Origin of the sequence: Liquorilactobacillus mali, from assembly GCF_001437155.1 — a bacterium.
In the GTDB taxonomy this organism is placed as follows: Bacteria; Bacillota; Bacilli; order Lactobacillales; family Lactobacillaceae; genus Liquorilactobacillus; species Liquorilactobacillus mali_A.
Genome location: NZ_JQAR01000004.1, coordinates 31,708 through 56,434, shown reverse-complemented (window position 1 = coordinate 56,434; position 24,727 = coordinate 31,708). Strand labels below are relative to the sequence as shown.

General features: G+C 37.7%; 19 protein-coding genes and 1 tRNA gene. 1 reads left to right on the top strand and 19 read right to left on the bottom strand.

The window, feature by feature from the left end; all coding sequences use genetic code 11:
* The 9 genes from mutL to IV36_RS02890 all read right to left on the bottom strand — a co-directional run.
* Positions 1-1,406 (bottom strand): DNA mismatch repair endonuclease MutL (gene mutL, locus IV36_RS02930; protein WP_056990713.1); only part of this gene is annotated, 1,406 nt, incomplete at its 3' end.
* 28 nt (positions 1,407-1,434) lie between these two features.
* The gene (gene mutS / locus IV36_RS02925) at positions 1,435-4,062 is read right to left on the bottom strand and encodes a DNA mismatch repair protein MutS (RefSeq protein WP_056990712.1); all 2,628 of its coding nucleotides are present in this window, start codon (positions 4,060-4,062) and stop codon (positions 1,435-1,437) included.
* Positions 4,063-4,085: 23 nt separating this feature from the next.
* Positions 4,086-4,883, bottom strand: a complete 798-nt coding sequence (locus IV36_RS02920) for a TIGR00282 family metallophosphoesterase (protein WP_056990711.1) — start codon at positions 4,881-4,883, stop codon at positions 4,086-4,088.
* Positions 4,884-5,111: 228 nt separating this feature from the next.
* Positions 5,112-6,677 (bottom strand): ribonuclease Y, encoded by a 1,566-nt coding sequence (gene rny / locus IV36_RS02915; RefSeq protein WP_056990710.1) that lies wholly within the window; start codon positions 6,675-6,677, stop codon positions 5,112-5,114.
* 269 nt (positions 6,678-6,946) lie between these two features.
* A complete protein-coding gene (gene argS, locus IV36_RS02910; RefSeq protein ID WP_056990709.1) occupies positions 6,947-8,641 on the bottom strand; it encodes an arginine--tRNA ligase in 1,695 nt (564 codons plus the stop codon).
* A 237-nt stretch (positions 8,642-8,878) separates the two neighbouring features.
* Positions 8,879-8,949 (bottom strand) — tRNA-Gly (locus IV36_RS02905).
* Between the two features lie 43 nt (positions 8,950-8,992).
* On the bottom strand, positions 8,993-9,205 hold the full coding sequence (locus IV36_RS02900; protein WP_003688309.1) for a hypothetical protein: 213 nt from the start codon (positions 9,203-9,205) through the stop codon (positions 8,993-8,995).
* A gap of 100 nt (positions 9,206-9,305) precedes the next feature.
* Positions 9,306-10,664 carry an MATE family efflux transporter gene (locus tag IV36_RS02895; protein ID WP_056990708.1) on the bottom strand — a complete coding sequence of 453 codons (1,359 nt, stop codon included), beginning with the start codon at positions 10,662-10,664 and terminating at the stop codon, positions 9,306-9,308.
* 104 nt (positions 10,665-10,768) lie between these two features.
* On the bottom strand, positions 10,769-11,662 hold the full coding sequence (locus IV36_RS02890) for a LysR family transcriptional regulator (RefSeq protein ID WP_056990707.1): 894 nt from the start codon (positions 11,660-11,662) through the stop codon (positions 10,769-10,771).
* Between the two features lie 134 nt (positions 11,663-11,796).
* On the opposite strand from IV36_RS02890, the gene IV36_RS02885 reads away from it, so the two are divergent.
* Positions 11,797-12,981, top strand: coding sequence for an aminotransferase-like domain-containing protein (locus tag IV36_RS02885; protein WP_056990706.1), 1,185 nt, complete (start codon positions 11,797-11,799; stop codon positions 12,979-12,981).
* 125 nt (positions 12,982-13,106) lie between these two features.
* Here the strand turns inward: IV36_RS02885 and purD are convergent, their stop codons facing one another.
* From purD to purB, 10 genes are all read right to left on the bottom strand, one after another.
* Positions 13,107-14,363: a phosphoribosylamine--glycine ligase gene (gene purD, locus IV36_RS02880; RefSeq protein ID WP_056990705.1), complete on the bottom strand. Its 1,257-nt coding sequence runs from the start codon at positions 14,361-14,363 to the stop codon at positions 13,107-13,109.
* Between the two features lie 16 nt (positions 14,364-14,379).
* Positions 14,380-15,918, bottom strand: coding sequence for a bifunctional phosphoribosylaminoimidazolecarboxamide formyltransferase/IMP cyclohydrolase (purH, locus tag IV36_RS02875; protein WP_056990704.1), 1,539 nt, complete (start codon positions 15,916-15,918; stop codon positions 14,380-14,382).
* A 6-nt stretch (positions 15,919-15,924) separates the two neighbouring features.
* On the bottom strand, positions 15,925-16,506 hold the full coding sequence (purN, locus tag IV36_RS02870; RefSeq protein WP_056990703.1) for a phosphoribosylglycinamide formyltransferase: 582 nt from the start codon (positions 16,504-16,506) through the stop codon (positions 15,925-15,927).
* Between the two features lie 10 nt (positions 16,507-16,516).
* The gene (purM, locus tag IV36_RS02865) at positions 16,517-17,554 is read right to left on the bottom strand and encodes a phosphoribosylformylglycinamidine cyclo-ligase (RefSeq protein WP_056990702.1); all 1,038 of its coding nucleotides are present in this window, start codon (positions 17,552-17,554) and stop codon (positions 16,517-16,519) included.
* A complete protein-coding gene (gene purF, locus IV36_RS02860; RefSeq protein WP_056990701.1) occupies positions 17,551-19,008 on the bottom strand; it encodes an amidophosphoribosyltransferase in 1,458 nt (485 codons plus the stop codon). Before purF ends, purM begins: the two co-directional genes overlap by 4 nt.
* A complete protein-coding gene (gene purL / locus IV36_RS02855; protein WP_056990798.1) occupies positions 18,993-21,212 on the bottom strand; it encodes a phosphoribosylformylglycinamidine synthase subunit PurL in 2,220 nt (739 codons plus the stop codon). Before purL ends, purF begins: the two co-directional genes overlap by 16 nt.
* A 5-nt stretch (positions 21,213-21,217) precedes the next feature.
* Positions 21,218-21,907 (bottom strand): phosphoribosylformylglycinamidine synthase subunit PurQ, encoded by a 690-nt coding sequence (gene purQ / locus IV36_RS02850; protein WP_056990700.1) that lies wholly within the window; start codon positions 21,905-21,907, stop codon positions 21,218-21,220.
* Positions 21,907-22,155, bottom strand: coding sequence for a phosphoribosylformylglycinamidine synthase subunit PurS (gene purS / locus IV36_RS02845; protein ID WP_056990699.1), 249 nt, complete (start codon positions 22,153-22,155; stop codon positions 21,907-21,909). Before purS ends, purQ begins: the two co-directional genes overlap by 1 nt.
* Before the next feature lie 2 nt (positions 22,156-22,157).
* Positions 22,158-22,877, bottom strand: a complete 720-nt coding sequence (gene purC, locus IV36_RS02840) for a phosphoribosylaminoimidazolesuccinocarboxamide synthase (protein WP_056990698.1) — start codon at positions 22,875-22,877, stop codon at positions 22,158-22,160.
* A 549-nt stretch (positions 22,878-23,426) separates the two neighbouring features.
* Positions 23,427-24,722 (bottom strand): adenylosuccinate lyase, encoded by a 1,296-nt coding sequence (purB, locus tag IV36_RS02835; protein ID WP_056990697.1) that lies wholly within the window; start codon positions 24,720-24,722, stop codon positions 23,427-23,429.
* Positions 24,723-24,727: the final 5 nt, after the last annotated feature.

The window sequence follows — 24,727 nt, the reverse complement described above, 5'->3', positions numbered from 1 at the left end:
CTTTGCGCAAAGAGATATGTACCATGCATTTGTCCAATATATACTAGGTCTGGAAACCTCTTTTTTGTTTTTTGCTCGTCTAAACTGGCTTGTTTTATAGGAAACTGGGTATCAGCCTGTTTCTTGCCACCCTTATTACCATATTTTTTATCCCACTCGGCCAAATTAGTTGTCAAATCAGCTTTTTTTTCAACTACAAAAACATCTGGAACACTTTCTTTATCCACCAGCGTCTTCTCGTCTACCTTATCTGACACATCCCCATAACCAGAAGAAGTTTTATCTTTCTGTAAGCTTACAGGTGTTTCATTTTTTGTTTGATAAAGTCTAGAAGACTCATTCAAATCAATCTCCAATTGTTTTAAATCAACTGCAGATTTCTCTTTTTTTTCGAGGTTCTTCAGTGCATCGGGGATCAAATTCTCCGGTGCAATTCTTTGTGCAATACTTTCTCGTATTAATCCACCTAATTGTTCTTCCTTACTAATTCTGACTTCTTGTTTTGTAGGATGCACATTAACATCAATCAAAAGCGGATCCAATGAAATTGCAAGGACGGCAAATGGATATCGGCCAACCATCAGCTTGGATCCATATCCCTTTATAATTGCATTCGTTAGTTGATAATTCTTAATATACCTGCCATTAATCAAGATACTGATATAATTCTTGGATGCCCTTGTTAATTCGGGTAAAGATACAAAGCCGCTAATCTTAAAATCAAGGTCTTCGTTCGCAAAAGCCAGCATTTTCCTAGCATTATTGACACCATAGATTGCACTAATTGTCTGTTGTAAATTTCCATTGCCAGCAGTCTGTAGCAAAGTTTTACCATTACTTGAGAATGAAAACGCGATATCCGTGTTGCTCAAAGCCAATCTGTTCACAATATCACTGATTGCAGCCAGCTCAGTCTGGATACTCTTGAGATATTTCAGTCTGGCAGGAGTATTAAAAAACAAGTCAGCTACCGTGATCGTTGTTCCTTGTGAACGTGCTGCCATTTTCTTTTCAAGAATTTGTCCACCCTTAATCTTAATGACCGTCCCAGTAGCATTCTTAGCAGCTGTTTCCAGTTCAACTTCCGCTACCGACGCTATGCTTGGAAGAGCTTCACCCCTAAAGCCAAGTGTTCTAATTTTGAACAAATCCTTTTTTGTCAAAATTTTACTAGTCGAATGTCTCTTAAAAGCTAGTTCCACATCACTGTCTTCGATGCCTTCACCATTATCGATAACCTGAATTTTAGCCAATCCACCGTCTTCCACTAAAATGTCAATTTGTGAACTATTAGCATCAATTGCGTTCTCAACTAACTCTTTAACGACAGATGCGGGACGCTCAACAACCTCACCAGCAGCAATCTGATCAGCCAAAATATCTGTTAATTCATGGATTTTTCCCAAGACAATCGCCTCCAATCAACTACTCTAGTTATTTTCTTAATTCCTTTTGCCATTCATACAACTTATTGAGAGCATCAAGCGGAGTCAGTGACATTAAATCTGCCTCCTTGATTTTATGCATAACTTTTTCCTTCTTATTTGATAGCTTCTTTTCTGGAGGTCCAAACAACGAAAGCTGCTCTTCTTCAATCATTTCTGGGTCATTCTCGACTTTTTCTTTCTGTCCAGAAGATTTAACATCATCTAAAACAGGTTCTGCCTTTGAGGTATCCTTTACATCATTTTCAAGTGCAGTAAGGATTTCGGTGGCACGCTTTAATAAAGCAGCTGGCATTCCTGCTAATTTTGCGACGTGAACACCATATGATTTGTCGGCCGGGCCTGGCTGCATTTTGTGCAAAAATATTAAATCGCCATTTTTCTCAATTGCTCCAACGTGAATATTTTCCAATTCAGGCAAAGTCTCAGATAAATCTGTGAGTTCATGATAGTGCGTTGAAAATAACGTCTTAGCATGAACATGATCATGTACGTACTCGATAATTGCCTGCGCAAGTGCCATTCCATCATAGGTTGCAGTTCCTCGCCCAATCTCATCAAACAAGATAAGTGAGTTTGATGTCGCATGCTCTATGGCTTGATTGGCCTCCTTCATCTCTACCATAAATGTTGATTGACCTGCAATCAAATCATCAGCTGCCCCAATTCTTGTAAAAATTTGATCAAAAATTGGTAATTTTGCTGAATTAGCTGGCACGAAACATCCAATTTGAGACATAACCACAGTTAATGCAAGTTGTCTCATGTAAGTACTTTTACCAGACATATTCGGACCGGTAATTAGCAAGATATTTAGGTCTTTTGGCATAACTACATCATTAGGTACATAACTTTGTTTACCCATAACCTCTTGGACAACTGGATGCCAGCCATCCTTAATCTCAACATCATTACCATTTTCGATTAGTTCTGGCATAACAAAATGCTGTCGTTCACTAACTACGGCGAATCCTTGAACAACATCTAAGGCAGCTATTGCTTTTGCGAGCCTCTGCAAACGTTTAATCTGGTCTTTAATTCGTTCACGAATATCAACAAATAGCCGATATTCTAAGTCCGTTGCCTTCCCCTGTGCACCAAGAATCAATTCTTCTTTTTCTTTCAATTCTGGTGTAATGAATCTCTCAGCATTCGTTAATGTTTGTTTGCGCTGATACCTTTCTTCTGGCAACTTAGCTAAATTAGCCTTTGATACTTCGATAAAATAACCAAAAACCCTGTTGAATCCGATTTTGAGCGTTGATATACCAGTTATATCACGCTCTTTTTTCTCCATCTGTGCTAACCATTTTTTCCCATTTTTCATGGCATCAGTATAACTATCAAGCTCAGAGTTATATCCTTCCTTGATCAAGCCACCGTCCGTGACCGATAAAGGCGGTTCATCAACAATCGCTTGTTCTATCAAGTCAACTACATCTTCAACAGGATCAAGTTCGTCAATAATTGATGTTAACGAGCCATCATTAATTGTCTCTAAGACATATTTAATTTTGGGTACTTGCTGTAATGACTGCTTTAATTGAATCAAGTCACGTCCATTAACACTTCCAAATGCCACTCTTCCAGCAAGACGCTCTAAATCATATACTTGTGTCAAATCCTCTTGAAGTGCACTGCGTTCAAAATAATGATCAAGCAGCAACTTGACCATATTATAGCGCCTTGTAATTTTCTCTTTTTCTAATAAAGGACGATCAATCCATTGTTTTAACAGTCTGCCACCCATTGCGGTCTTAGTCTCATCAAGAAGCCACAACAAAGTCCCAGCCTTTTTTCCAGTACGGCTATTTTCAAGTAATTCCAAATTTCTCTTTGAATAATGATCCATCTTGAGAAAATATCGTGGCTCATAATGAATTGCACGTTGTAGATGACCCAAACTGCGCTTTTGAGTATTATTTAAATAACTAATTAGGTGTCGTACGGTCTCAATCTCTAATGAATCTTTCAAATCTTGTATTGCATAATTTAATTCAGAATTTTCAATGGTCTCATTTTGTTTTGAAATCAAAATTTTTAATGGTGCTAAATCTTCTAGCGTCGCTGTTGATACTGTTTGATCTACAACCAATTCCTTGGTTTGCAAACTGATCAATTCATTTATTACCTGCTCAAGAGAATTTAAACTTGCAGACTTTAGCTCACCTGTAGACAAATCAGTATACGCGAAACCGTATAATTCTCCTTCTTGATGGAGTGCGGTCAGATAATTATTTTTTTTTGCTTCATTCGCAGAATTGTCAATCATTGTTCCGGGTGTCACGAGTTGAATTACTTCACGTTTCACCATTCCCTGTGCGAGTTTTGGATCCTCCATCTGCTCACAAATTGCAACTTTATAACCTTGCTCAACTAAAATATCAATATAGTTTTGTGCAGCATGATGAGGAACACCGCACATTGGAATTTTATCTGCAGCATTTTTATTACGGGTTGTTAAAGTCAGCTCTAATAATTGTGACCCTTTAATTGCGTCATCATAAAACATCTCATAAAAATCACCCAAACGGTAGAATAAAAAGGCATCAGAATATTGTTCTTTAATCTTTAAATACTGCTCCATCATAGGGGTATTCTTTGTTTTTTGCGGCATCCCTTAATCTCCTTTACTCTTTTTTAGTCCTCAAAAGGATGATCTGTATTAATTTGAATGGTCTGAATCTTCTTTGCAGTACCATCATCTGTCAGATCAATTAAACATCCTGATAAAGTTTGTCTTCCATCTTCATCAACTTCAAATCTTGTCGGCATCTGATTAAGAAATCTTTCAATCACATTTTCACGGCGCATCCCTATGATGCCATCATAGGGTCCGGTCATTCCAACATCGGCCAAGAATGCTGTTCCTTGAGGTAAAACGCGGGCATCATTAGTTTGGACATGCGTATGAGTTCCAACCACTGCTGAAAGCTGGCCATCAAAAAACCAAGCAAAAGCCTGTTTCTCACTTGTTGTTTCAGCATGAAAATCAACAAAAATGAAGTTTGTTTCTTTTTTGATTTCTTTAATTAATGTCGCTGCAACTGCAAAAGGATCATCAGAAGGAGTCATGAAAACTCTGCCCTGCATATTAATCACAGCAAGTTTTTGCTGATTTATTTGCATTATTGTATAACCAACACCTGGTACTTTACCTGCAGGCAAATTAGCGGGACGTACCATTTTTTTTGCTCTGCCTATAAATTCATTTATTTCTGGATTATCCCAGACATGATTACCCATCGTAATGACATCTGCTCCCAAACTCAGAATCTTTTTATAGACCTTTTCATTAATACCTCTTCCTCTTGTCGCATTTTCGGCATTAACAATCGTTGCTTGCGGATGAAATTTTCTCTTTAATCTGGGAAGATATTCTTCAATCATATTCTGACCAGAATTCCCCATAACGTCACCAATGAACAAAATTCGCATTCTTTTCCTCTTTTCTACAAAACTCATAATCTTAATTTTAGCATTTTTCTTGAATTGTTGTGCACCTTGACACGTTTTTTTGTTAATTTTATCTGAACAATCAAAAAAGCTGTGACACTATCATTACGCCGTCACAGCCTTCATATTCGGTCACATTTACAACTTTCCTGCAACCTTTAAAAATTTATTAAACCTAATCTAACATAATCAGCAAGCAAAAATAGTCAATTACTTGGCATACTCGATTGCACGCACTTCCCTAATAACAGTGACTTTAATGTGTCCCGGATATTCCATCTCTTCTTCGATTTGGTTTTTAATATCACGTGCTAACACAGTTGATTCCAAATCACTAACTTCATTAGGTTTTACGATTACACGTACTTCACGCCCAGCCTGAATTGCATAGCTCTTCTTAACGCCATCAAAAGCATTGGTAATCTCTTCAAGTTTTTCAAGTCGATGAATATAGCTTTCAAGCGACTCGCTTCGAGCACCTGGCCTTGCTGCGGAAATCGCATCTGCAGCTGCTACCAAGACAGCAATCGTATACTTAGCCTCAACATCGCCATGATGTGAAGCTATCGTGTTGATAACCGTGTCACTCTCATGATACTTCTTAGTGAGTTCAACACCAATCTGAACATGTGAGCCATCCACTTCATGGTCAATCGCCTTGCCAATATCATGCAGTAATCCTGCACGCTTTGCCAAATTGACATCTTCACCTAATTCTGATGCCAACACTCCTGCTATTTTAGCCACTTCAATCGAATGATCAAGAACATTCTGACCATAACTGGTACGGAACTTCAAACGACCAATTGTCTTGATCAAGTCAGGATGAATTGAATGCAGTCCTAATTCAAAAATTGCTTCTTCACCAATGTCACGAACTTTTGCATCCATTTCTTTAGTTGATTTTTCAACCATTTCTTCAATTCTGGCCGGATGGATTCGTCCGTCTTGAATCAATTTTTCAAGTGTCATCTTAGCGATTTCTCTTCTGATTGGATCAAAACCACTTAAAACAACGGCTTCTGGGGTATCATCAATAATTAAATCAATCCCAGTCAATGTCTCCAGTGTCCGAATGTTACGCCCTTCACGTCCAATAATTCGACCTTTCATCTCATCATTTGGTAATGAAACCACTGATACAGTCGTCTCCGAAACAGTATCTGCAGCACTCCTCTCGATGGCTTGCGCAATCAAAATTCTGGCAGTACGATCAGCGCTAGCTTTTGCTTCATCTTCACTATCTTTAATCATAACTGCCATCTCATGACTTAATGCCTCTTTTGTTTCAGACATCACGATTTTGCGAGCATCTTCATGTGACAGCTCTGCAACTTTCTCCAACTCTAATTCTTGTTCATGAACCAGTGAATCAGCCTTTGCTTGTTTCTTTTCAATTTCTTTTTGCTGCTGCTCCAAGTGATTTTCTTTTTGAATTAAACCTTGCTCACGTTTTTCGAGTGCTCCGTCTTTTCTATCTAGGTTTTCCTCTCTTTGCAGTAACCGATTTTCTTGTCTTTGAATCTCAGACCTACGTTCCTTTAATTCACTTTCTATCTCGCCACGATAACGATGACTTTCATCCTTAGCTTCTAAAATAGCTTCTTTTTTTTGTGTCTCTGCCTCTTTTTCAGCATTCTTCAAGATTCCTTGCGCAGTTTGCGTAGCAATATCGAGTGTTTTCTCGTAACTTTTCTTATGAGCTACGATGCCCCCAGCAAATCCAATACCAAAAGTTATAATAGCGATGGCGAGGATAATAATTGTAAAATTCAAACTTTCACCTCCACATCGTCAAAAAATGATTACTAAATTAACAATCATTACTTTTTAGATGTATTTTAATTTATCCATACACGTGTATTTTACGTTGTAAAACCATGTTATGTCAACATAAAACATGCCACTTTGTATAATGCAAATGTTTTCCACTCCGATATTAAAGCTCGTTCTCTAGACAAAAAAGTTCTGACAGAGTCAAGACAACTTGATTCTACCAGAACTTTTCCAAAATAACTAATTACTTTGCAGTTTAAAACCAGTAATTACATTTCTTCAGGTGCCTGAACTCCCAATAAACGTAGGGACTCATTTAATACTGTTGCAACACTCTTGACTAATGCAAGACGTGAGAGCATTTGTTCATCTTCAACTAGAATTTTTGTGTGTGCGTAATACTTATTAAATGCTTTTGCAAGATGCAAAGAATACTTCGCAATGACTGATGGTTCGTATTCTTCAGCGGCACGCTTGATTACATCTGGGAACGCGGCAATCTTAGTAATAACCTCCCATGAATCCTCGTCATCCAATTGATATGTCATTTCTGCAGTCAATTTTGGATTATTTGCTTTTCTTAAAATACTCATTGCTCTAGCATGTGAGTACTGCACATATGGTCCCGTTTCTCCTTCGAAACGTACAACTTCTTCCAAGTCAAAGTCAAAATTATTCATTCTCTCGTTCTTTAAATCATGGAATATTACTGCCCCAACTCCAACTTGATCCGCAACTTCTTTCTTGTTATTCAAATCTGGATTTTTTTCAGCAATTTGTTTTTCTGCCAACTTGATTGCATCATCCAAAACTTCCTCAAGCAAGATAACCCGTCCGGCTCTAGTAGAAAGCTTTTTCCCACCTTGAGTGATTAAACCAAATGGGATATGATGGATGTCCTCAGACCAGTCTTCCCCCATTTCATTCAAGACAGCTTTTAGCTGTTTAAAATGATTTGTCTGCTCATTACCAACAACATAGAGCGACTGAACAAAATCATAAGTTCGTTTGCGATAGATTGCTGCTGCTAAGTCTCTTGTTATATATAACGTTGCGCCATCTGTCTTTTTGATCAAAGCAGGATTGAGGTTATATTTTTCAAGATCAACTATCTGTGCCCCCTGACTTTCTTTCAACAAATTACGGTCTTCAAGCATCGAAACTACTTCGTCCATCTTGTCATTGTAAAAGGCTTCTCCGTTATACGAGTCAAACTCAACACCTAGCACACCGTAGATTTTCATAAACGATTTAAGTGACTCTTTGCGGAACCATTTCCACAAACGAACGGCTTCTTCGTCTCCATCTTCTAATTTTTTGAACCATGCACGGGCTTCTTCATCTAGTTCAGGATGATCGACATCCTCTTTATGAAAACGTACATAATACTCAAGTAATTTATTGATTGGATCAGCCTTAACTTCTTCTTCGCTTCCCCAAAGTTTATATGCTTCAATCAACTTACCGAACTGTGTACCCCAATCACCTAAATGATTAATCTTGATTGGTTTGTAATTTGTTTTTTGCAGTATCTTGGCAATTGAGTTCCCTATAACAGTCGAGCGTAAATGCCCCATCGACATAGGTTTTGCAATATTGGGTGAAGACATGTCAATTGGCACATTTCCTGCATTACCTATATTTTGATCACCATATTTTGAATCTTCTTCGATTACTTGATGCAAAATATCCGCACTAAAAATATTCTTATCTAGGAAGAAGTTAACATATGGGCCGACTGCTTCTATTTTTTGAAAGCCCTTCTGGTCAATATTTGCAACAATATCTGCTGCAATCATTTGGGGTGCCTTATGCATAACTTTTGCCAGAGGAAACGCTGGAAAGGCAAAATCACCCAATTCTAAACTCTTAGGCTTTTCAAGTAAATCATAAACTTTCTTTTCTGAAATCTGACCATCTAAAACTTTAACTAATGCATCTGAAACTAATTTTTTGTAATCCATAACCTTCTCCTTTTTTTATGTATAAAAAAACTCTTACATTAAAAAATGCAAGAGACGAGATAAACCCGCGGTACCACTCTAATTGATTAGTAATCCACTCATTATTAAATTATCTTCCTAGAAAGTACGATTCGCATTAGTTTTAATCCCTGGCTCACATCAACCCAAGGTCGCTTAAATATCCACTAATCTACTAATTTTCATGATTGGAAATATACAATATACAACTGCTACAAAAGCGGGTGACGAGAATCGAACTCGCGACATCAGCTTGGGAAGCTGGGATTTTACCACTAAACTACACCCGCACAACAAATAGTAGTATAGCATAAAATACTTTCTATGTCAGTATTATTTTACAGTGACTTTCTTCATGTCTTTCAGTCTTACGATTACTCGATTATGAAAATCATTAACGGCAACTTCATCGGTAGCATCATGTTCCACAATCGCTACCATTGCTGAGTTTTCATAAATTTTTTCCACCGCACCAACAAAATCATGACTCAATGTTCCGAATTTTTTGCATTTGACTTTTTCACCAATTTTAAATTCTGTTTCCATATGATCTACCTACCTTTATTCAATAATCTTTAGCATGATATCAAATTTGTATAGGCAAATCAACAATTTAAACTAGTTTTTCGCTATGCTTTTAAAAAAATTACGATACTTGCTGATCTTTTTCGTATTGTTTCTTCTTTAACATCTGCATTGCTCTGAAATAGGACACAATCAACACACAGCAAGAACCCAGCCACGCCAACGGATTAGCGAAACATGCACCAACATATCCAACAGTTGTTGCCAAAAAGATTGCAGCTAAACATCTCATTACCAGCTCCATAACCCCAGCAAGAGTTGGAATAATACTGCGACCTAAGCCTTGCAATGTGTATCGCAAAATAAACAAAGTAGCTAGGATTGCATAAAGACTACTATTGGCATTAAAGTAAACTTGCGATAGCTGTAATACTTTTTCTTCAGAGTTACCAACAAATAAGACGACCAAGTCTCTCCCAAAAAAGATAACAAGTCCACCTGCAACAATGCTAAATAAGCCAGAAACCAGCAAACACTGTTTTACGCCCTTTATAATTCTGCCATATTTTCCCGCACCATAATTTTGTGCAGTGAAGGTAGCCATGGCAACTCCAAAAGACATCATTGGCTGAATTGCCACTTGGTCAATCTTGCTTGCCGCTGTTGTAGCAGCCACAGCAGTGGTTCCTAGTCCATTTAAAGCCGATTGAACCATAATGCCACCAATTGCAATAATTGATGCTTGGAAAGCCATTGGCAGGCCAATATAAAGATGCTGCTTAAAATCTCTCATTGAAAATGTTGTAAAATCCCTTTTTTTGACCTGCAATAAGGGAATTTTTCTCATAATATAAATAATACATAGTGCGACTGAGAAAATTTGAGCGATAACAGTTGCATATCCCGCACCATCAACTCCCATATGAAATACCAAAATAAAAATCAATTCTAGAACGATATTGACTATCGCCGCAACGATCAGAAAATAAAGTGGGGTCTGACTATCTCCGAGAGCTCGAATAACATTTGCTAGAAGATTGAATGCCATGGAAGAAAAAATTCCTGCAAAAATAATCGAAATAAATAACTTTGCATCGGCTTCAATTGCCTTGGGTGTTTGCATCAAATTTAAAATATCGCCAATAAAGTAAAGACTCAGAAAGGTTAAAATAACGGCTGCAATAGCACTAATAATAATGCTGACCGCGAAGCTTTGTCGAACTTTGCGATAATTACCCGCTCCAAAATGCTGCGCTGTAATAATAGAAAGCCCCGCAGTTAATCCTTGAGCAAAACCAATTATTAAAAACTGGATACTCCCAGTTGAACCAACAGCGGCTAATTGATTAACGCCCAGAGTCTGTCCAACAATCAAAGTATCTGAAATGCTATATAATTGTTGAAAAAGATTACCCACTAATAATGGAATGGTAAACATTAAAATAAGTTTAATCGGACTTCCTTCAGTTAGCTCCTTCAATAGTTTACCCCCCATTCAGAATTTACGATAAATATCACTCTATGAAATCATATTTTACCATGTTAGCATACGGAGAAAAACAAATGAACCCCCATCTCAAAAAATTATTGGTGTATTTGCTCTTGTGGGTAACGTTTTGCCACATATTTTTGAATTTCGCTAACAAACGCTCTTGTAGAAGGCGTTTGTTTGGTCTCAAAATGAGAAATCAAACAAATTGTGCGATAAAAATGTTCCTTGAAAGGATAATGATTCACATTGCCTGATAATTTTTGTAAAGCCAGTTCAGGTAAAATTCCCAACCCCAAACCACTTTCGACCATTGCAATGATGGAAGCATCATCAATACTGTATTGGATAGAATTAACTGAAACATCGTATGTGTCCAAAGCTCTCTTAGTATCACGATCATAATCTATTTGCTGTAAAATAAAATTTTCATTTTTGATATCTTCTTTTGTAACTACTCCAGCTTGGGGATTAAAACTTTCTGGTGCTATGCAGTAAATCGGGTCACGGTGCAATGGCAAAACTTCCAGCTTTTCTTTGATTGGTAATGCACTGAAACCAATATCAAGTGTTCCTAGACGAACCTGTTCCGCAACCTCATTAAAATTCCCTTGCGTAACTGACAATTCAATATCTGGGTATTCTTTCTTAAAACTCTGAATAATATCCGGCAGCCAGTTAATACAGACACTACTGAACGCTCCAATCCGAATTCGTCCCTGATTTAACCCATTGATTCGGGCCGCTTCTTCTGCTAGTTTTGCCTCAGAATTCAAAATATCCTGAATAACTGGCAAAACTTTCTGCCCATCCGGAGTCAGTTTCACTCCAGTTCTATTGCGAATAAATAATGCAAATCCAAGTTCTTTTTCCAGGCCTGCAATCGAATGACTGATTGCTGAAGGCGTAACATTCAATTGTGTTGCCGCAGCAAAAAATGTCTTGCGCTTTGCAACCTCACTAAAAACTTCATACGAAAATGTGGACATATTTGACACCTCTATATTTTAATGATGAATTATATTCATCTTAAATTGAAAAAAATGAATTTTACTTAATTCAGAAATAACGGTACACTTTAATCATTAACAAAACAAGTAAAAATATCTGAGGAGGATTTATTATGATACCAACTTTTTCAAGTCGCATAAATCAAGAACCAACTAGCCTTGACGCATTATTCGCGTTGAGTGGCCGAGCTGACTTGATTTCATTTGCGGGTGGCTATCCAGATCCTGCTCTGTTTCCCAAGAAGGAACTTAACAATGCATTTGAGAATAGAATAAAGAATGCATCTACTGAAATTTTTCAATATCGCTCAGTACTAGGATACGAACCATTACGCCAAAAAATCGCTAATTATGCTAAAACAACTGGAACAACTTGCAGTCCAGAAAATATTATGCTGACACAAGGTGCACAACAAGGGATCAAACTTCTGGCAGATCTCTTTCTTGATGATTTTGACGGAGTTGTAGTTGAAGCACCTACATATATAGGTGGGCTCGAAGCATTCAACGAACATAAGCCAACTTATTACGAAGTACCAATGGAAGACGATGGTATGAATATGGATGTATTGGCAGAAACACTTGAAGAAAACGACGTCAAGCTTATTTATACGATTCCAAATTTTCAAAATCCAACGGGTTATTGCATGTCTGTTGAAAAAAGAAAACAACTCGCTGAATTAGCTTCCAAGTATAATGTTATCGTTATTGAAGATGACCCTTACCGTGAACTACGCTACGTTGGGAACTCTCTTCCTTCCATTAAATCATTTGATTTAACTGAGAATGTCGTTACTTTAGGAAGCTTTTCAAAAATTTTATCACCTGCCCTTCGATGTGGTTGGTTAATTGGTGCTAAAGACATCATCAATCAGCTGTCATCATTAAGACTATCTTATGACTGCCAATCTTCAAATATCCTGTTAGAAGGCATCGATGAATATTTGGAACATAATGATATTGCAACACATATCACCAAGTTACGTACCGCCTATCGACAAAAAATGAATGCAATGTTATCTGGACTTTCAGAAAATCTTCCCGTAGAATGTAGTTTTTCTAAACCCCAAGGCGGTTTCTTCATTTGGGTAAATTTGCCTGAATCACTTGATGCACGCAAGTTATTGAATAAGACAAAAAAAGTGGCATTTTTGGAAGGTTCATCCCTATTTGCAACTTCCAAGGAAGCAAATCATCTTAGACTTAATTTTACCGGAATTACGGAAAAACAGATTGAAGAAGGCTGTATCGATCTTGGCAATACGATTAAAAATGCACTTTTAGCATTAACAATCTAGCTATCTCTACATTTTTTCTCAATATTACTAAAATATTATATTTTAAAAAGGAGTGTAACACGAGAATTGTTTCTTGTCTCGTTACACTCTTTTTTTACAATTATTTTGAAATTCTTGGATATTGGTTACATCAGTGCCTTATTTCCAATATCTTTACGATAGTAGCAATTTTTAAATTCAAGTTCATCTATATACGCGTATGCCTCACTTTGCGCATTACTAAGAGTATCTTGCAGTGAAACTACACTAAGTATTCTGCCTCCATTACCATATAAGCTACCATTTTTTGCAAGCACGTTAGCATAATCGATTGAAATACCAGCTTTTTCCCCAAATTTAGGAATCAATTGTCCCTTTACAGGTGAAGTTGGATAACCTTCAGCAGCCAGCACTATCCCAAGACATGCCTGCGAACTAATTTCTAATTGATTCATTTTTATATCATTAAGACAATTATCAATTATTTCCGCAAAATCTGTCTTTAATCTTGGTAATACCACTTGCGTTTCAGGATCTCCTAGTCTGACATTATATTCAATTACTTTTGGCCCATTGTCTGTCAGGATTAGACCGATGTACAAGATGCCATGATAATCAAAGTTATCTTTATTAAGACCAGCAATCGAAGGTTCAACTACCTTTGAAACCATTTCTTGATAATCTTTCTCCAATAGTTGAGGAACAGGACTGTAAGCACCCATTCCACCCGTGTTAGGACCCTCATCGTTATCATACGCACGCTTATGATCCTGCGCCATCGGTAAAATCTGAAAATCAGTCCCATTGACTACAACAAACAAAGAATATTCTGGGCCAGTTAAAAATTCTTCAAGAACAACCTGGCTCTCTCCATTCGTAAACATCTTGCTAATAACCTTTTGCGCATCTTTTCTCGACTTTGCAATTGTAACCCCTTTTCCGGCAGCAAGACCATCTGCCTTGACCACGATAGGAGCATCAAAATCTTCAAGTGCTGCGATGGCCTCTTTCGCGCTTTGAAAGGTTTGATAATCAGCAGTTGGAATATCATGTCTTACCATAAACTTCAAGGCAAAGTCCTTTGAACCTTCTAATTGAGCCGCAAACTTATTGGGTCCAAAGATTGCAAGTCCACGTTCTCTGAAATAATCGGTAATACCCGCAACAAGTGCATCTTCTGGTCCAACAAAAGTCCAATCAATTTGATTCTCAACTACAAAATCTGCCAAAGAGCTAAAATCCAACTCTGAAATATTCACAGTCTTAATCCCAGCTGACTCCATCCCGCTATTTCCAGGAGCACAATAAACATTAACAACATTTTGACTTTCATTAAAGGATTTACAGATGGCATGTTCGCGTCCACCAGAACCGACTACCAACAAATTAAGTTTCTTACTCACAATTACATCCCCCAGCTTAATGTCTGAAATGACGGATACCAGTTGTCAGCATCGTAATCCCATATTTGTTAGCCATCGCAATTGAATCTTTGTCTCGAATACTGCCTCCTGGTTGTACAATTGCCTTAATTCCATGTTTAGCAGCGTACTCAACACAATCATCCATTGGGAAGAATGCATCACTAGCTAATACGGCTGTATCATCCAAGTCATTACCAGCATTTTTAATAGCAATTTTAGTTGAATCAATTCTGTTAGGTTGACCTGCACCAATCCCTAGGGTTTGGTTCTCATTTGTCACAACAATTGCGTTACTCTTAGTATGTTTGACTGCTTTCCATGCAAACAAGAGTGTTTTTAGTTGTTCTGCCGTAGGTTGTTTTTCTGTTACCACTGTCCAATTTGCAGGGTCTTCTTCCAAAACATCTTGTTCCTGCACAAGTAAACCACCCATCACAGAAACAGTTTCCTTATTTGGTTTTTCATCCTTATTTGTGAAATCCAACTGAAGTAAACGAATATTTTTCTTTTTAGCTAAAACTTCAAATGCCTCATCTTCATATGCTGGTGCGATGATAATCTCTAGGAACAAGGAATGCATCTTTTCGGCCGTTGCCAAATCAACCTTGCGATTTAAAACAATTACACCACCAAAAATTGAAATAGAGTCAGCTGCATAAGCCCTATCCCAAGCTTCTTCAAGAGTATTCCCCTTGCCAATACCACAAGGATTCATATGCTTAAGTGCCACAACTGTTGGTTCAGCAAATTCACGCGCAATCCTGATAGCAGCATCAGCATCTTTGATATTGTTATAAGACAATTTCTTACCGTGCAGCTGCTTGGCATTTGTTATTGCATAGCTTTTTGGTAATGCATCCTTATAAAACCATGCTTTTTGATGGCTATTTTCGCCATAACGCATTGTATCCTCTAAGTCATAAGTTAGCGTCAATTTCTCTGGTGCAACAATTCCCGCTTTGTCAGTTAAGTAACTTGCAATCAATGCATCATAAGCAGCCGTATGCCTAAACACCTTAGCAGCAAATCCAGCACGCGTTTCTAGCTTGGTGTCCCCAAATTCATCCAATTCATCCGCAACGACTTGATAATCTGCGCTATCAACAACAACGGTCACGTCGTGATAATTTTTTGCTGCGCTGCGCAGCATACTAGGCCCACCAATATCAATGTTCTCAATTGCATCTGCAAGTGTCACATCAGGTTTTTCAATTGTTTCTTTGAATGGATAAAGATTTACACAAACCAAATCAATAGGTTGAATGTGCAGTTCTTTCATCGTCTTAACATGTTCTGGCAAATCTCTTCGTCCAAGTAAACCACCATGAATAAATGGATTTAAAGTTTTTACACGTCCATCAAGAATCTCTGGAAAACCAGTGACATCTTCCACTGAAATCGTTTCTATACCGGCATCTTCCAATACCTTTTTTGTGCCGCCGGTAGAGATGATTTCAAAATCATTCTCAATCAATTTCTGTGCAAATGACACCAATCCTGTTTTGTCAGAAACACTCATCAAAGCTCGCTTCATTTTTTATTATTCTCCTTTTTCAGTTAATTCATTCAAAATAGATTTTACAACCTGAGGATACAACTGATGCTCACATGCATGAATTCGTGCTTCCAAAGACTCAACAGTATCATCCTCAAAAATTGGAACTCTTTTTTGTGCAATAATTGGACCCGAATCCAAGCCTGAATCAATATAATGTACAGTCACACCAGTCTGTTTCTTGTGATCTTCAAAAGCGCGTTCGATTGAGTGAAGACCTGGATATTCTGGTAGGTAAGCTGGATGAAGATTAACAATTCTACCTTCATAGTTATCAAGAATTGGTGTTCCAATAACTCTTAGATAACCTGCAAGAATTATAAAATCAATTTTATAACTCTCAAGCAGCTCTGCAATTTTTTCTTCATACTTCTTTTTACCACCAGACTCCTTAACGGTAAATGTCTCGAAAGTCACATGATGCTTTTTGGCACGCTCAACCACATAAGCATCTGGATGATCACAAAACAATAATGCTAATTCACCTTGAAGCTCTTTTTTCTCAAATAAGTCCGCAAATATCTCGAAATTTGTCCCATTACCTGATGCAAAAATTGCAACTCTCATATCAATTGCCTCACTTAAAACTAATTTTTTCAGAATTATCAGGTCTAGCAGCTAACTTACCAATAATATAAAACTTTTCTTCTTCAGAAGCCAAAATGGCTTTTGCTTTCTCTAAGTTAGCAGGAGAAATGGCAACTACCATTCCTAATCCCATATTAAATGCCTCAAAACAATCTTCATCTGACAAATTACCCTGTTCTTTTAGATACTCAAAGATAGGCAATATTGGCCAAGAATCCCGCCTAATTTGTGCTTGCAATCGCTTGTTGAACATGCGCGGTAAATTTTCGATTAGACCACCGCCAGTAATATGACTAACACCGTTGACAATTGCTGCTTCTAATAATGGTAACAGAGACTTAACATATATTCTAGTCGGTTCAAGCAACACTTCACCAAGTGACATTCCATTGAACATTGATGGTCTATCCGAAAGTTCAAACTCATTGTCCTTGAAAAGAATCTGTCTTACTAATGAAAAACCGTTAGAATGTAGTCCGCTTGATGGTAAGCCAATCAGAATATCCCCTGCTTGTGGTTTTTCATTAGTTAATAGCTGACTTTTTTCTACTACACCAGTTGAATATCCTGCTAAATCATATTCTTCAGGTGAATACATATCGGGCATTTCAGCCGTTTCACCACCAATTAGTGCAACTTTTGCTTGCCGACAGCCGCTTGCAATTCCCTTGACGATTGCAGCCATTTTTTCAGGATTGTTATGACCAGTTGCAATATAATCTAGAAAAAATAGTGGCTTTGCTCCTTGCGCAACAATGTCATTGACACACATTGCAACACAATCAATCCCGATTGTCTCATGCTTATCTGCTCTTTGTGCAATCAACAATTTTGTTCCAACACCATCAGTACCTGATACCAAGACCGGATGTTTAATATTTAATTCTCCTAAATCAAATAATCCGCCAAAGCTCCCAAGGCCACCGAGAACACCAGGTTGTTTGGTACTTGCTACTTCATTTTTAATTCGCGCAACAAGTTCATATCCAGCGTTTACATCCACGCCTGCATCTCGATACCTACTCATTTCGCACCAACCTCCAATTCATGCTGATGTTTTAGCGACTTCAAGTAACCTTCTTCATAATCGTATAAAGGAGTTGGATACTTACCATCAAAGTAAGCAACACACAGTCCACCATTTGGAGCATTATTTGCATCGGGAATATCAATTGCCTTGATTAAATTCGGAATAGTCAAAAACTCAAGTGAGTCCGCACCAATTTCCTTACACATCTCATCAACGGAATAATTAGCCGCCATGAGTTCAGAACGTGTAGAAATGTCAATTCCGTAAAAACACGGGAAACGTAAAGGTGGTGAGGCAATTCGCATATGAACTTCCTTAGCACCAGCTTCCCTTAATAATCTAACAATTTGCTTACTTGTGGTCCCACGAACAATCGAATCATCAATAATTGCAACTTTCTTGCCTTCAACAACTCCACGAACGGCGGATAATTTCATTTTGACCCCACGCTCGCGTAGTTCTTGTGTTGGTTGAATAAAAGTTCTTGCAATATATTGATTTTTTATCAATCCCATTTCGTAAGGCAAGCCACTTTCTTCGGCATATCCGCTTGCAGCTGACAAAGAAGAATTAGGTACGCCAACTACCATGTCGACATCAAGTGGGGCTTGTCTTGCTAGCAATCTACCCATCTTTTTACGTGCATTGTGTACTGTCACACCGTGAATAATCGAATCTGGACGTGAAAAATAAATATATTCCATTGAGCAAATTGCCAATTGAGTATCATCTGTATAACGATCTATATGCAGACCATCCTTATCAATAATTATTAATTCACCTGGCTGAACATCTCGGACTAATTTTGCTCCTACCATGTCCAAAGCACATGTTTCACTGGCAACGACATAAGAACCATTTGCAAGCTGTCCAATTGACAATGGTCTAAAGCCGTTTGGATCTAACGCTGCAATTAGACTATCTTCACGCAATAACAAAAATGCAAAACCACCATGAACCTGGTTTAGACTTGCTTTGAGTGCATCAATAAAGTCCATATGTTTCTTTTGTCGAATCAAATGAATCAAGATCTCAGTATCTGAAGTAGACTGAAAGATAGCACCATCTTTTTCAAGTTCACGCTTAATTGTCTCAGCATTAGTGAGATTGCCATTATGAGCTAGTGCAACATCACCATCTCCAAAATGAAATAAAAATGGTTGTACATTCGCAAGAATATTATTTCCGCTTGTTCCATACCGTACATGTCCGATTGCAGCCATTCCAACTAAATTATCCAAGTTTTCCTTATTTGCAAAAACTTCGGCCAATAACCCACGATTCCTAAACTGCTGCAGTTTTTCTCCATCGCTCACAACAATTCCGGCACCTTCCTGCCCTCGATGTTGCAAACTATGCAATCCAAAATATGTCAGATGGCTTGCTTCTGGTGTACCAAAAACACCAAAAACACCACATTCTTCATTTAATCCTTTTATTTCATAAGGCATGGTATTGCTTCCTCCCAAATTTTCTGAGCTTCCGCAACTTGAATCTCAAAATCTACATTTTGACATTTCAAATGTACCTTCTGATTTGCGGTCGTCTCACCAATCTCCATACAATCATCTTCCATTATCTCGACAAACTTCTCAACATTTTCAGGAATCACGCTCACAACAAATCTCCCTGGAGTCTCACTGAACAAATCTTGTGCCTTCATTGCCTTTAATTCAATATCTAGTCCTATATCACTTGAAAAAGTACTCTCTACCAAACCTACACCAAGTCCACCTTCACTCAAGTCATGAGCACTATCTACTAGCCCTGCTTCAATTGCTTGTAATAATTTGAGAAGCTTTTTACTTTCAAATTCAGTATCAATAGCGTTCAACGTACCTGAAATTTTGCCGGTCAACATTTTTTGAATCTCAGAACCTGCAAAATCGGCACGTGTGTCACCTACTAAGAACACCTTAGCTCCACTGTTTTTGAAAGTATTAGTCAAGTGTTTATTAATATCCTTGACTAAACCAACCATACCGACCATTGGAGTAGGATAAATTGCTTCACCATTGTTTTCATTATATAGCGACACATTTCCAGAAATTACGGGTGTGTTCAGCACGCGACAAGTCTCAGACATCCCTAAAACTGACTGATGCAATTCCCAATAAATTTCAGGATCATTAGGGTCACCGTAGTTCAAACAATCAGTCATTGCTAAAGGAAGTGCTCCACTTGCAATCAAGTTTGCGGCAGCCTCTAAAACGGCAATTTGTCCACCAACAAAAGGATCAAGGTATACGAAACGTCCATTTCCATCAGATGTCATCGCTAAACCCTTATTTGTTCTTCTGATACGCAAGACAGCCGCATCACTACCAGGTCCAACAACTGTATTAGTTCTAACCTGTGAATCGTACGTTTGCGTAAAGATTTCCTTTGATGCAATTGTTGGTTGGGCCAATAATTTTCTTAGTATCTCTTCAACATCTGTAAATTCTGGAATCCAATTAGATAAATTCTCAGCTTGTGTAATTCTTTCTGGTTTTCTTTCTTCACTAGGTTCCTCTAAAACATCGTCTGTCAAACTTGAAACAGGAATATTGGTAACAATTTCACCATGATGTCTCAAAACGTAGTCATTTCCATCTGTAACACGGCCGATTACGACTGCCTCTAATCCATAGTCTTTGAATAAAGATTTAACCTCTTCTTCGAATCCTGCACGAACGCACAACAGCATTCTTTCCTGCGACTCACTTAGCATAATCTCATATGCTGACATTTCTGTTTCTCGTTGCGGTACATTATCTAACGTTAAATCCATTCCGCTGCCAGCCTTAGACGCCATTTCACAACTCGATGAAACAATTCCAGCCGCACCCATGTCCTGAATACCAACCAACCATTCCTTATGCTGGCTAGTCAATTCCAAGCATGCTTCCATCAATAGTTTCTCCATAAATGGATCTCCCACTTGAACAGCCGAACGTTGTGTTTCCCGATCATCTGCAAAGTCGGCCGATGCGAAGGTCGCACCATGAATTCCGTCACGACCAGTCTTGGCTCCTACGTACATAACTGCATTGCCAACACCTTTTGCCTGTCCTTTTTGCATGTCTTTTTGATCCATAATACCCACACACATTGCATTTACTAATGGATTACCCGAATAACATTCATCAAAAGTTGTCTCACCGCCAACGGTTGGAATTCCCATACAATTGCCATATCCACCAATTCCTGCAACCACTTCATTAATCAAGTATCTTGTGTGTGCATTGTCAATTTCACCAAAATGCAATGAATCAAGCATCGCAATCGGTCTTGCACCCATACTGAAGATATCGCGAATTATTCCTCCCACACCAGTTGCTGCACCTTCATAAGGTTCAACTGCAGATGGGTGGTTATGACTTTCTGCCTTGAATACAACCGCTTGGTTATCACCAATATCAACAATACCGGCACCTTCACCAGGTCCTTGCAATACACGTTCATTTCTGTTAGGAAATTCGCGCAATACTGGTTTTGATTTCTTATAAGAACAATGCTCACTCCACATCACTGAGAAAAGACCTGTCTCAGTATAATTGGGCAATCTTCCCAACAACTTTTCAGAGATGAAGTCATATTCCTTTTCTGTCAATCCCCACTCAAGATAAGGTTTTTTGTTTTTTATTTCCACAGGGCTCATTTCGACTTTCACAGCCATCAGCGTACAGCCTCCTCAGTAGTGACTTTCCCATTTTCGAGTAATGATTTGAACAAACGCAGTCCATCCAGATTTCCTAATATTGCTTCAACTGCTCTTTCTGGATGTGGCATCATTCCTAAAACATTACCCGCCTTATTTGTAATACCAGCAATATTATTTAGACTTCCGTTTGGGTTTTCTCCAGCATAGCGAAAAACAACTTGATGATTTTCTTCAAGTTCCGCCAAGGTCTCTTCATCAGCATAATAGCTTCCATCAGCATGTGCGATTGGTAAGGCTATTGTTTCTTTTTCCTTATATTGTGTTGTAAAAAGAGTTTGATTATTTTCAACTGTCAAGGGGACTGTCTTACAAATAAATTTCAAACTATCGTTTTGCTTTAAAGCCCCAGGCAAGAGCCCAGCTTCTGTTAAAATCTGGAAACCATTACAAGTTCCAAAGACTGGCTTGCCTTGCTTAGCAAATTCAACAATTGCTGGCATGATATTACTGAAACGAGCAATTGCGCCACATCTTAAATAATCACCATACGAAAATCCACCTGGTAACATGACTGCGTCAAAGCCATCTAAGTTGTCCTTCTTATGTGAAACGTACTCCACTGCAGCACCACAAACTGTATGAAGTGCCTCAAAAAGATCAATATCGCAATTCGAACCAGGGAAAACCACAACAGCAATCTTCATTACGCTTCCTCCATCACTTCATAATGATATGTTTCTAAATTAAAGTTAACTAACAATTGTTCTGAAACCTGACTAACAATTTCTTCGACCGATTTGCCGTTAGGTTCTATCTGTAAATCAAAAAACTTGCCAACATTTACTTTTTTTACTGCAGAAAAGCCTAAACTATGGATAGCATCTGTAATAGTCTCTCCTTGGGGATTAAAAACTGATTGCTTATAAGTCACAAAAATACGTACATTCACCATAATTACATATCCTCCGTAAGAACTGTTTCTAGTCGTTTTAATACTTCTTCATATACAATCGTCAAATCACCAAGATCACGGCGGTACACATCTTTATCCATATGGGAATTATCCTTCATGTCCCAAAGCCGGCAATTATCTGGAGAAAATTCATCTGCTAAAACAATTTCACCATCTTTTAGTTTGCCGAATTCGAGCTTAAAGTCAATCAAACGTAAATCTATCTTCTTAAATAATTCTGTCAATAAATGATTTACCTTTCGTGAAATATCCCACATCTTTTCGATCTCACTCTCTGTTGCAATTTTTAATGCCAAAATTTGGGAATCATTCATAAAAGGATCATCTAGCTCATCGCTTTTAAAATATGTTTCCTCGACTGGTGTCTCAAATATTTTTCCTTCTTCAACTCCAAAGCGAGTCGTAAAATGACCAGCTGCCACATTTCTTGTGACCATTTCAAGTGGTAGAATAGTTACTTTCTTAACAAGTTCTTCAGTATCTGAAATTCTTTTGATAAAATGATTCTCGATTCCTTGCTGTGTTAGATATTCAAAAATTAAGGAAGATATATGGTTATTCAGAATTCCTTTACCTGAAATCTGATCTTTCTTCTTACCATTCAATGCTGTTGCCTGATCCATGTAAACTACCTTTAAAATCTCATCATCTGCAGTTGTCCACATTTGTTTGGCTTTTCCTGCATAAATCATTTTTTCCATCTTTCAAACTCAATCCTTTCAACTATAAGCGAATATTAAGAGCAACTTCTACCATAAACGGTCACTAATTCACTTAAAGATTAACAATAAAAAAACAAATAGTCAATATGTAAAATCCGAACTTTACTTTCTAATAATTTATATTTTGTTTGTTTTCTTATAAAGATAGCAAAATCAATTACACAGCATATTTTTATTACATAATTAATCCGAACAATAAATTGTATTCAATCATAAGAAATTATGATTGAATTGACATCATATAAAAATATTACTATATCTATTGTTTGCTTTTTAGAGAAAAAACGACTTACAATGCATGACTATCAATAATAAATAAAAAAAACTGGGTCAAAAATTAAATTTTGATCCAGCCTCTGCTGATTTCATTTAGATACGTTTCATAAGTTCAAATTTCTAATCTAACTTCAAATTAATTATAGTAACGAATTCTTATTCCTATAATTTCAAGTTAATGCCTGTGTTCCACAGACCTATGTCACACTCACCGATGTTTCTTTACTGTTATCTTTAAATACTTTTTTGCATCTAACCCAAACCGACGCGCTCAAAAATTTCATCTACATGACGTAAATGCCAATGATAATCAAATGCATCATCCAAGTCTTCTTTTGAAAGTCGACTAGTAATCTTCTTGTCTTGTTCGAGCAATGGGCGGAACTGAACTTGTTTATCCCATGATTCAGCTGTTTTAGGCTGAATCAAATCGTATGCCTCTTCTCGACTCATACCAGTGTCAATCAGTTTAAGAAGAACTCTTCCACTGTAAATCAAGCCGAATGTTCGACCCATATTACGCAGCATATTTTCTGGAAAAACTGTCAAATTCTCTAAAATTCTGCCAAAGCGATTCAGCATGTAGTCTATCAAAATAGTCGTATCTGGTAAAATAATTCTTTCAGCTGAAGAATGTGAAATATCTCTTTCATGCCACAAAGTAACATCTTCAAATGCTGTCACCATATGTCCGCGAACCACACGTGCTAATCCACAAATATTTTCCGAACCAATTGGATTACGTTTATGGGGCATTGCAGATGATCCCTTTTGTCCCTTTGCAAAATGCTCTTCGACTTCTCTCGTTTCAGATTTTTGCAATCCTCGAATCTCAGTTGCAAATTTTTCTAGACTTGTTGCAATTAACGCCAATACTGCAATATATTCAGCATGCAAATCACGTGGTAGAACCTGACTTGAGATTTCTTGGGGACGAATTCCCAATTTCTCACAAACATATTTTTCAACAAATGGATCAATGTTAGCAAATGTCCCCACTGCACCACTGATTTTACCAGCTTCAACTCCCTTAGCAGCATGTTCAAAACGTTCGATATCGCGGTTTATTTCTGAATACCATCTTGCAAGCTTCAGACCAAAAGTAGTTGGTTCGGCATGTACTCCATGAGTTCTACCCATCATTACAGTATTCTTATATTTTTTTGCTTGACTGGCAACAATCTCCTTGAAATGCGCCAAGTCTTTTCGTAATAGCTCATTAACTTGTTTCAATTGGTATCCATAAGCCGTATCAACAACATCTGTACTCGTCAAACCATAGTGAACCCATTTTTTCTCCTCACCAAGCGATTCCGATACGCAGCGGGTAAAAGCAATTACATCGTGATGTGTTGTCTCTTCGATTTCTAAAATTCTGTTAACATCGAATTTAGCATTCTCGCGAATCTTTGCAACATCTGCTGCAGGAATATGTCCAAGTTTTGACCAAGCCTCATCTGCAGCTATCTCTACTTCTAGCCAGCATTCATATTTTTTTTGATCTTCCCAAATTGCTGCCATTTCTGGTCGTGAATATCTTGAAATCATTAGTT

Coding starts and splice junctions, on each gene's coding strand:
- purB (WP_056990697.1), bottom strand. CDS start 24,722: ATGATTTCAAGATATTCACGACCAGAAATGGCAGCAATTTGGGAAGAT.
- purS (WP_056990699.1), bottom strand. CDS start 22,155: ATGGTGAATGTACGTATTTTTGTGACTTATAAGCAATCAGTTTTTAAT.
- IV36_RS02920 (WP_056990711.1), bottom strand. CDS start 4,883: ATGCGAATTTTGTTCATTGGTGACGTTATGGGGAATTCTGGTCAGAAT.
- purQ (WP_056990700.1), bottom strand. CDS start 21,907: ATGAAGATTGCTGTTGTGGTTTTCCCTGGTTCGAATTGCGATATTGAT.
- purC (WP_056990698.1), bottom strand. CDS start 22,877: ATGGAAAAAATGATTTATGCAGGAAAAGCCAAACAAATGTGGACAACT.
- purM (WP_056990702.1), bottom strand. CDS start 17,554: ATGAGTAGGTATCGAGATGCAGGCGTGGATGTAAACGCTGGATATGAA.
- purF (WP_056990701.1), bottom strand. CDS start 19,008: ATGCCTTATGAAATAAAAGGATTAAATGAAGAATGTGGTGTTTTTGGT.
- IV36_RS02885 (WP_056990706.1), top strand. CDS start 11,797: ATGATACCAACTTTTTCAAGTCGCATAAATCAAGAACCAACTAGCCTT.
- argS (WP_056990709.1), bottom strand. CDS start 8,641: ATGGATTACAAAAAATTAGTTTCAGATGCATTAGTTAAAGTTTTAGAT.
- purN (WP_056990703.1), bottom strand. CDS start 16,506: ATGAGAGTTGCAATTTTTGCATCAGGTAATGGGACAAATTTCGAGATA.
- IV36_RS02890 (WP_056990707.1), bottom strand. CDS start 11,662: ATGTCCACATTTTCGTATGAAGTTTTTAGTGAGGTTGCAAAGCGCAAG.
- IV36_RS02900 (WP_003688309.1), bottom strand. CDS start 9,205: ATGGAAACAGAATTTAAAATTGGTGAAAAAGTCAAATGCAAAAAATTC.
- mutS (WP_056990712.1), bottom strand. CDS start 4,062: ATGCCGCAAAAAACAAAGAATACCCCTATGATGGAGCAGTATTTAAAG.
- purH (WP_056990704.1), bottom strand. CDS start 15,918: ATGAAGCGAGCTTTGATGAGTGTTTCTGACAAAACAGGATTGGTGTCA.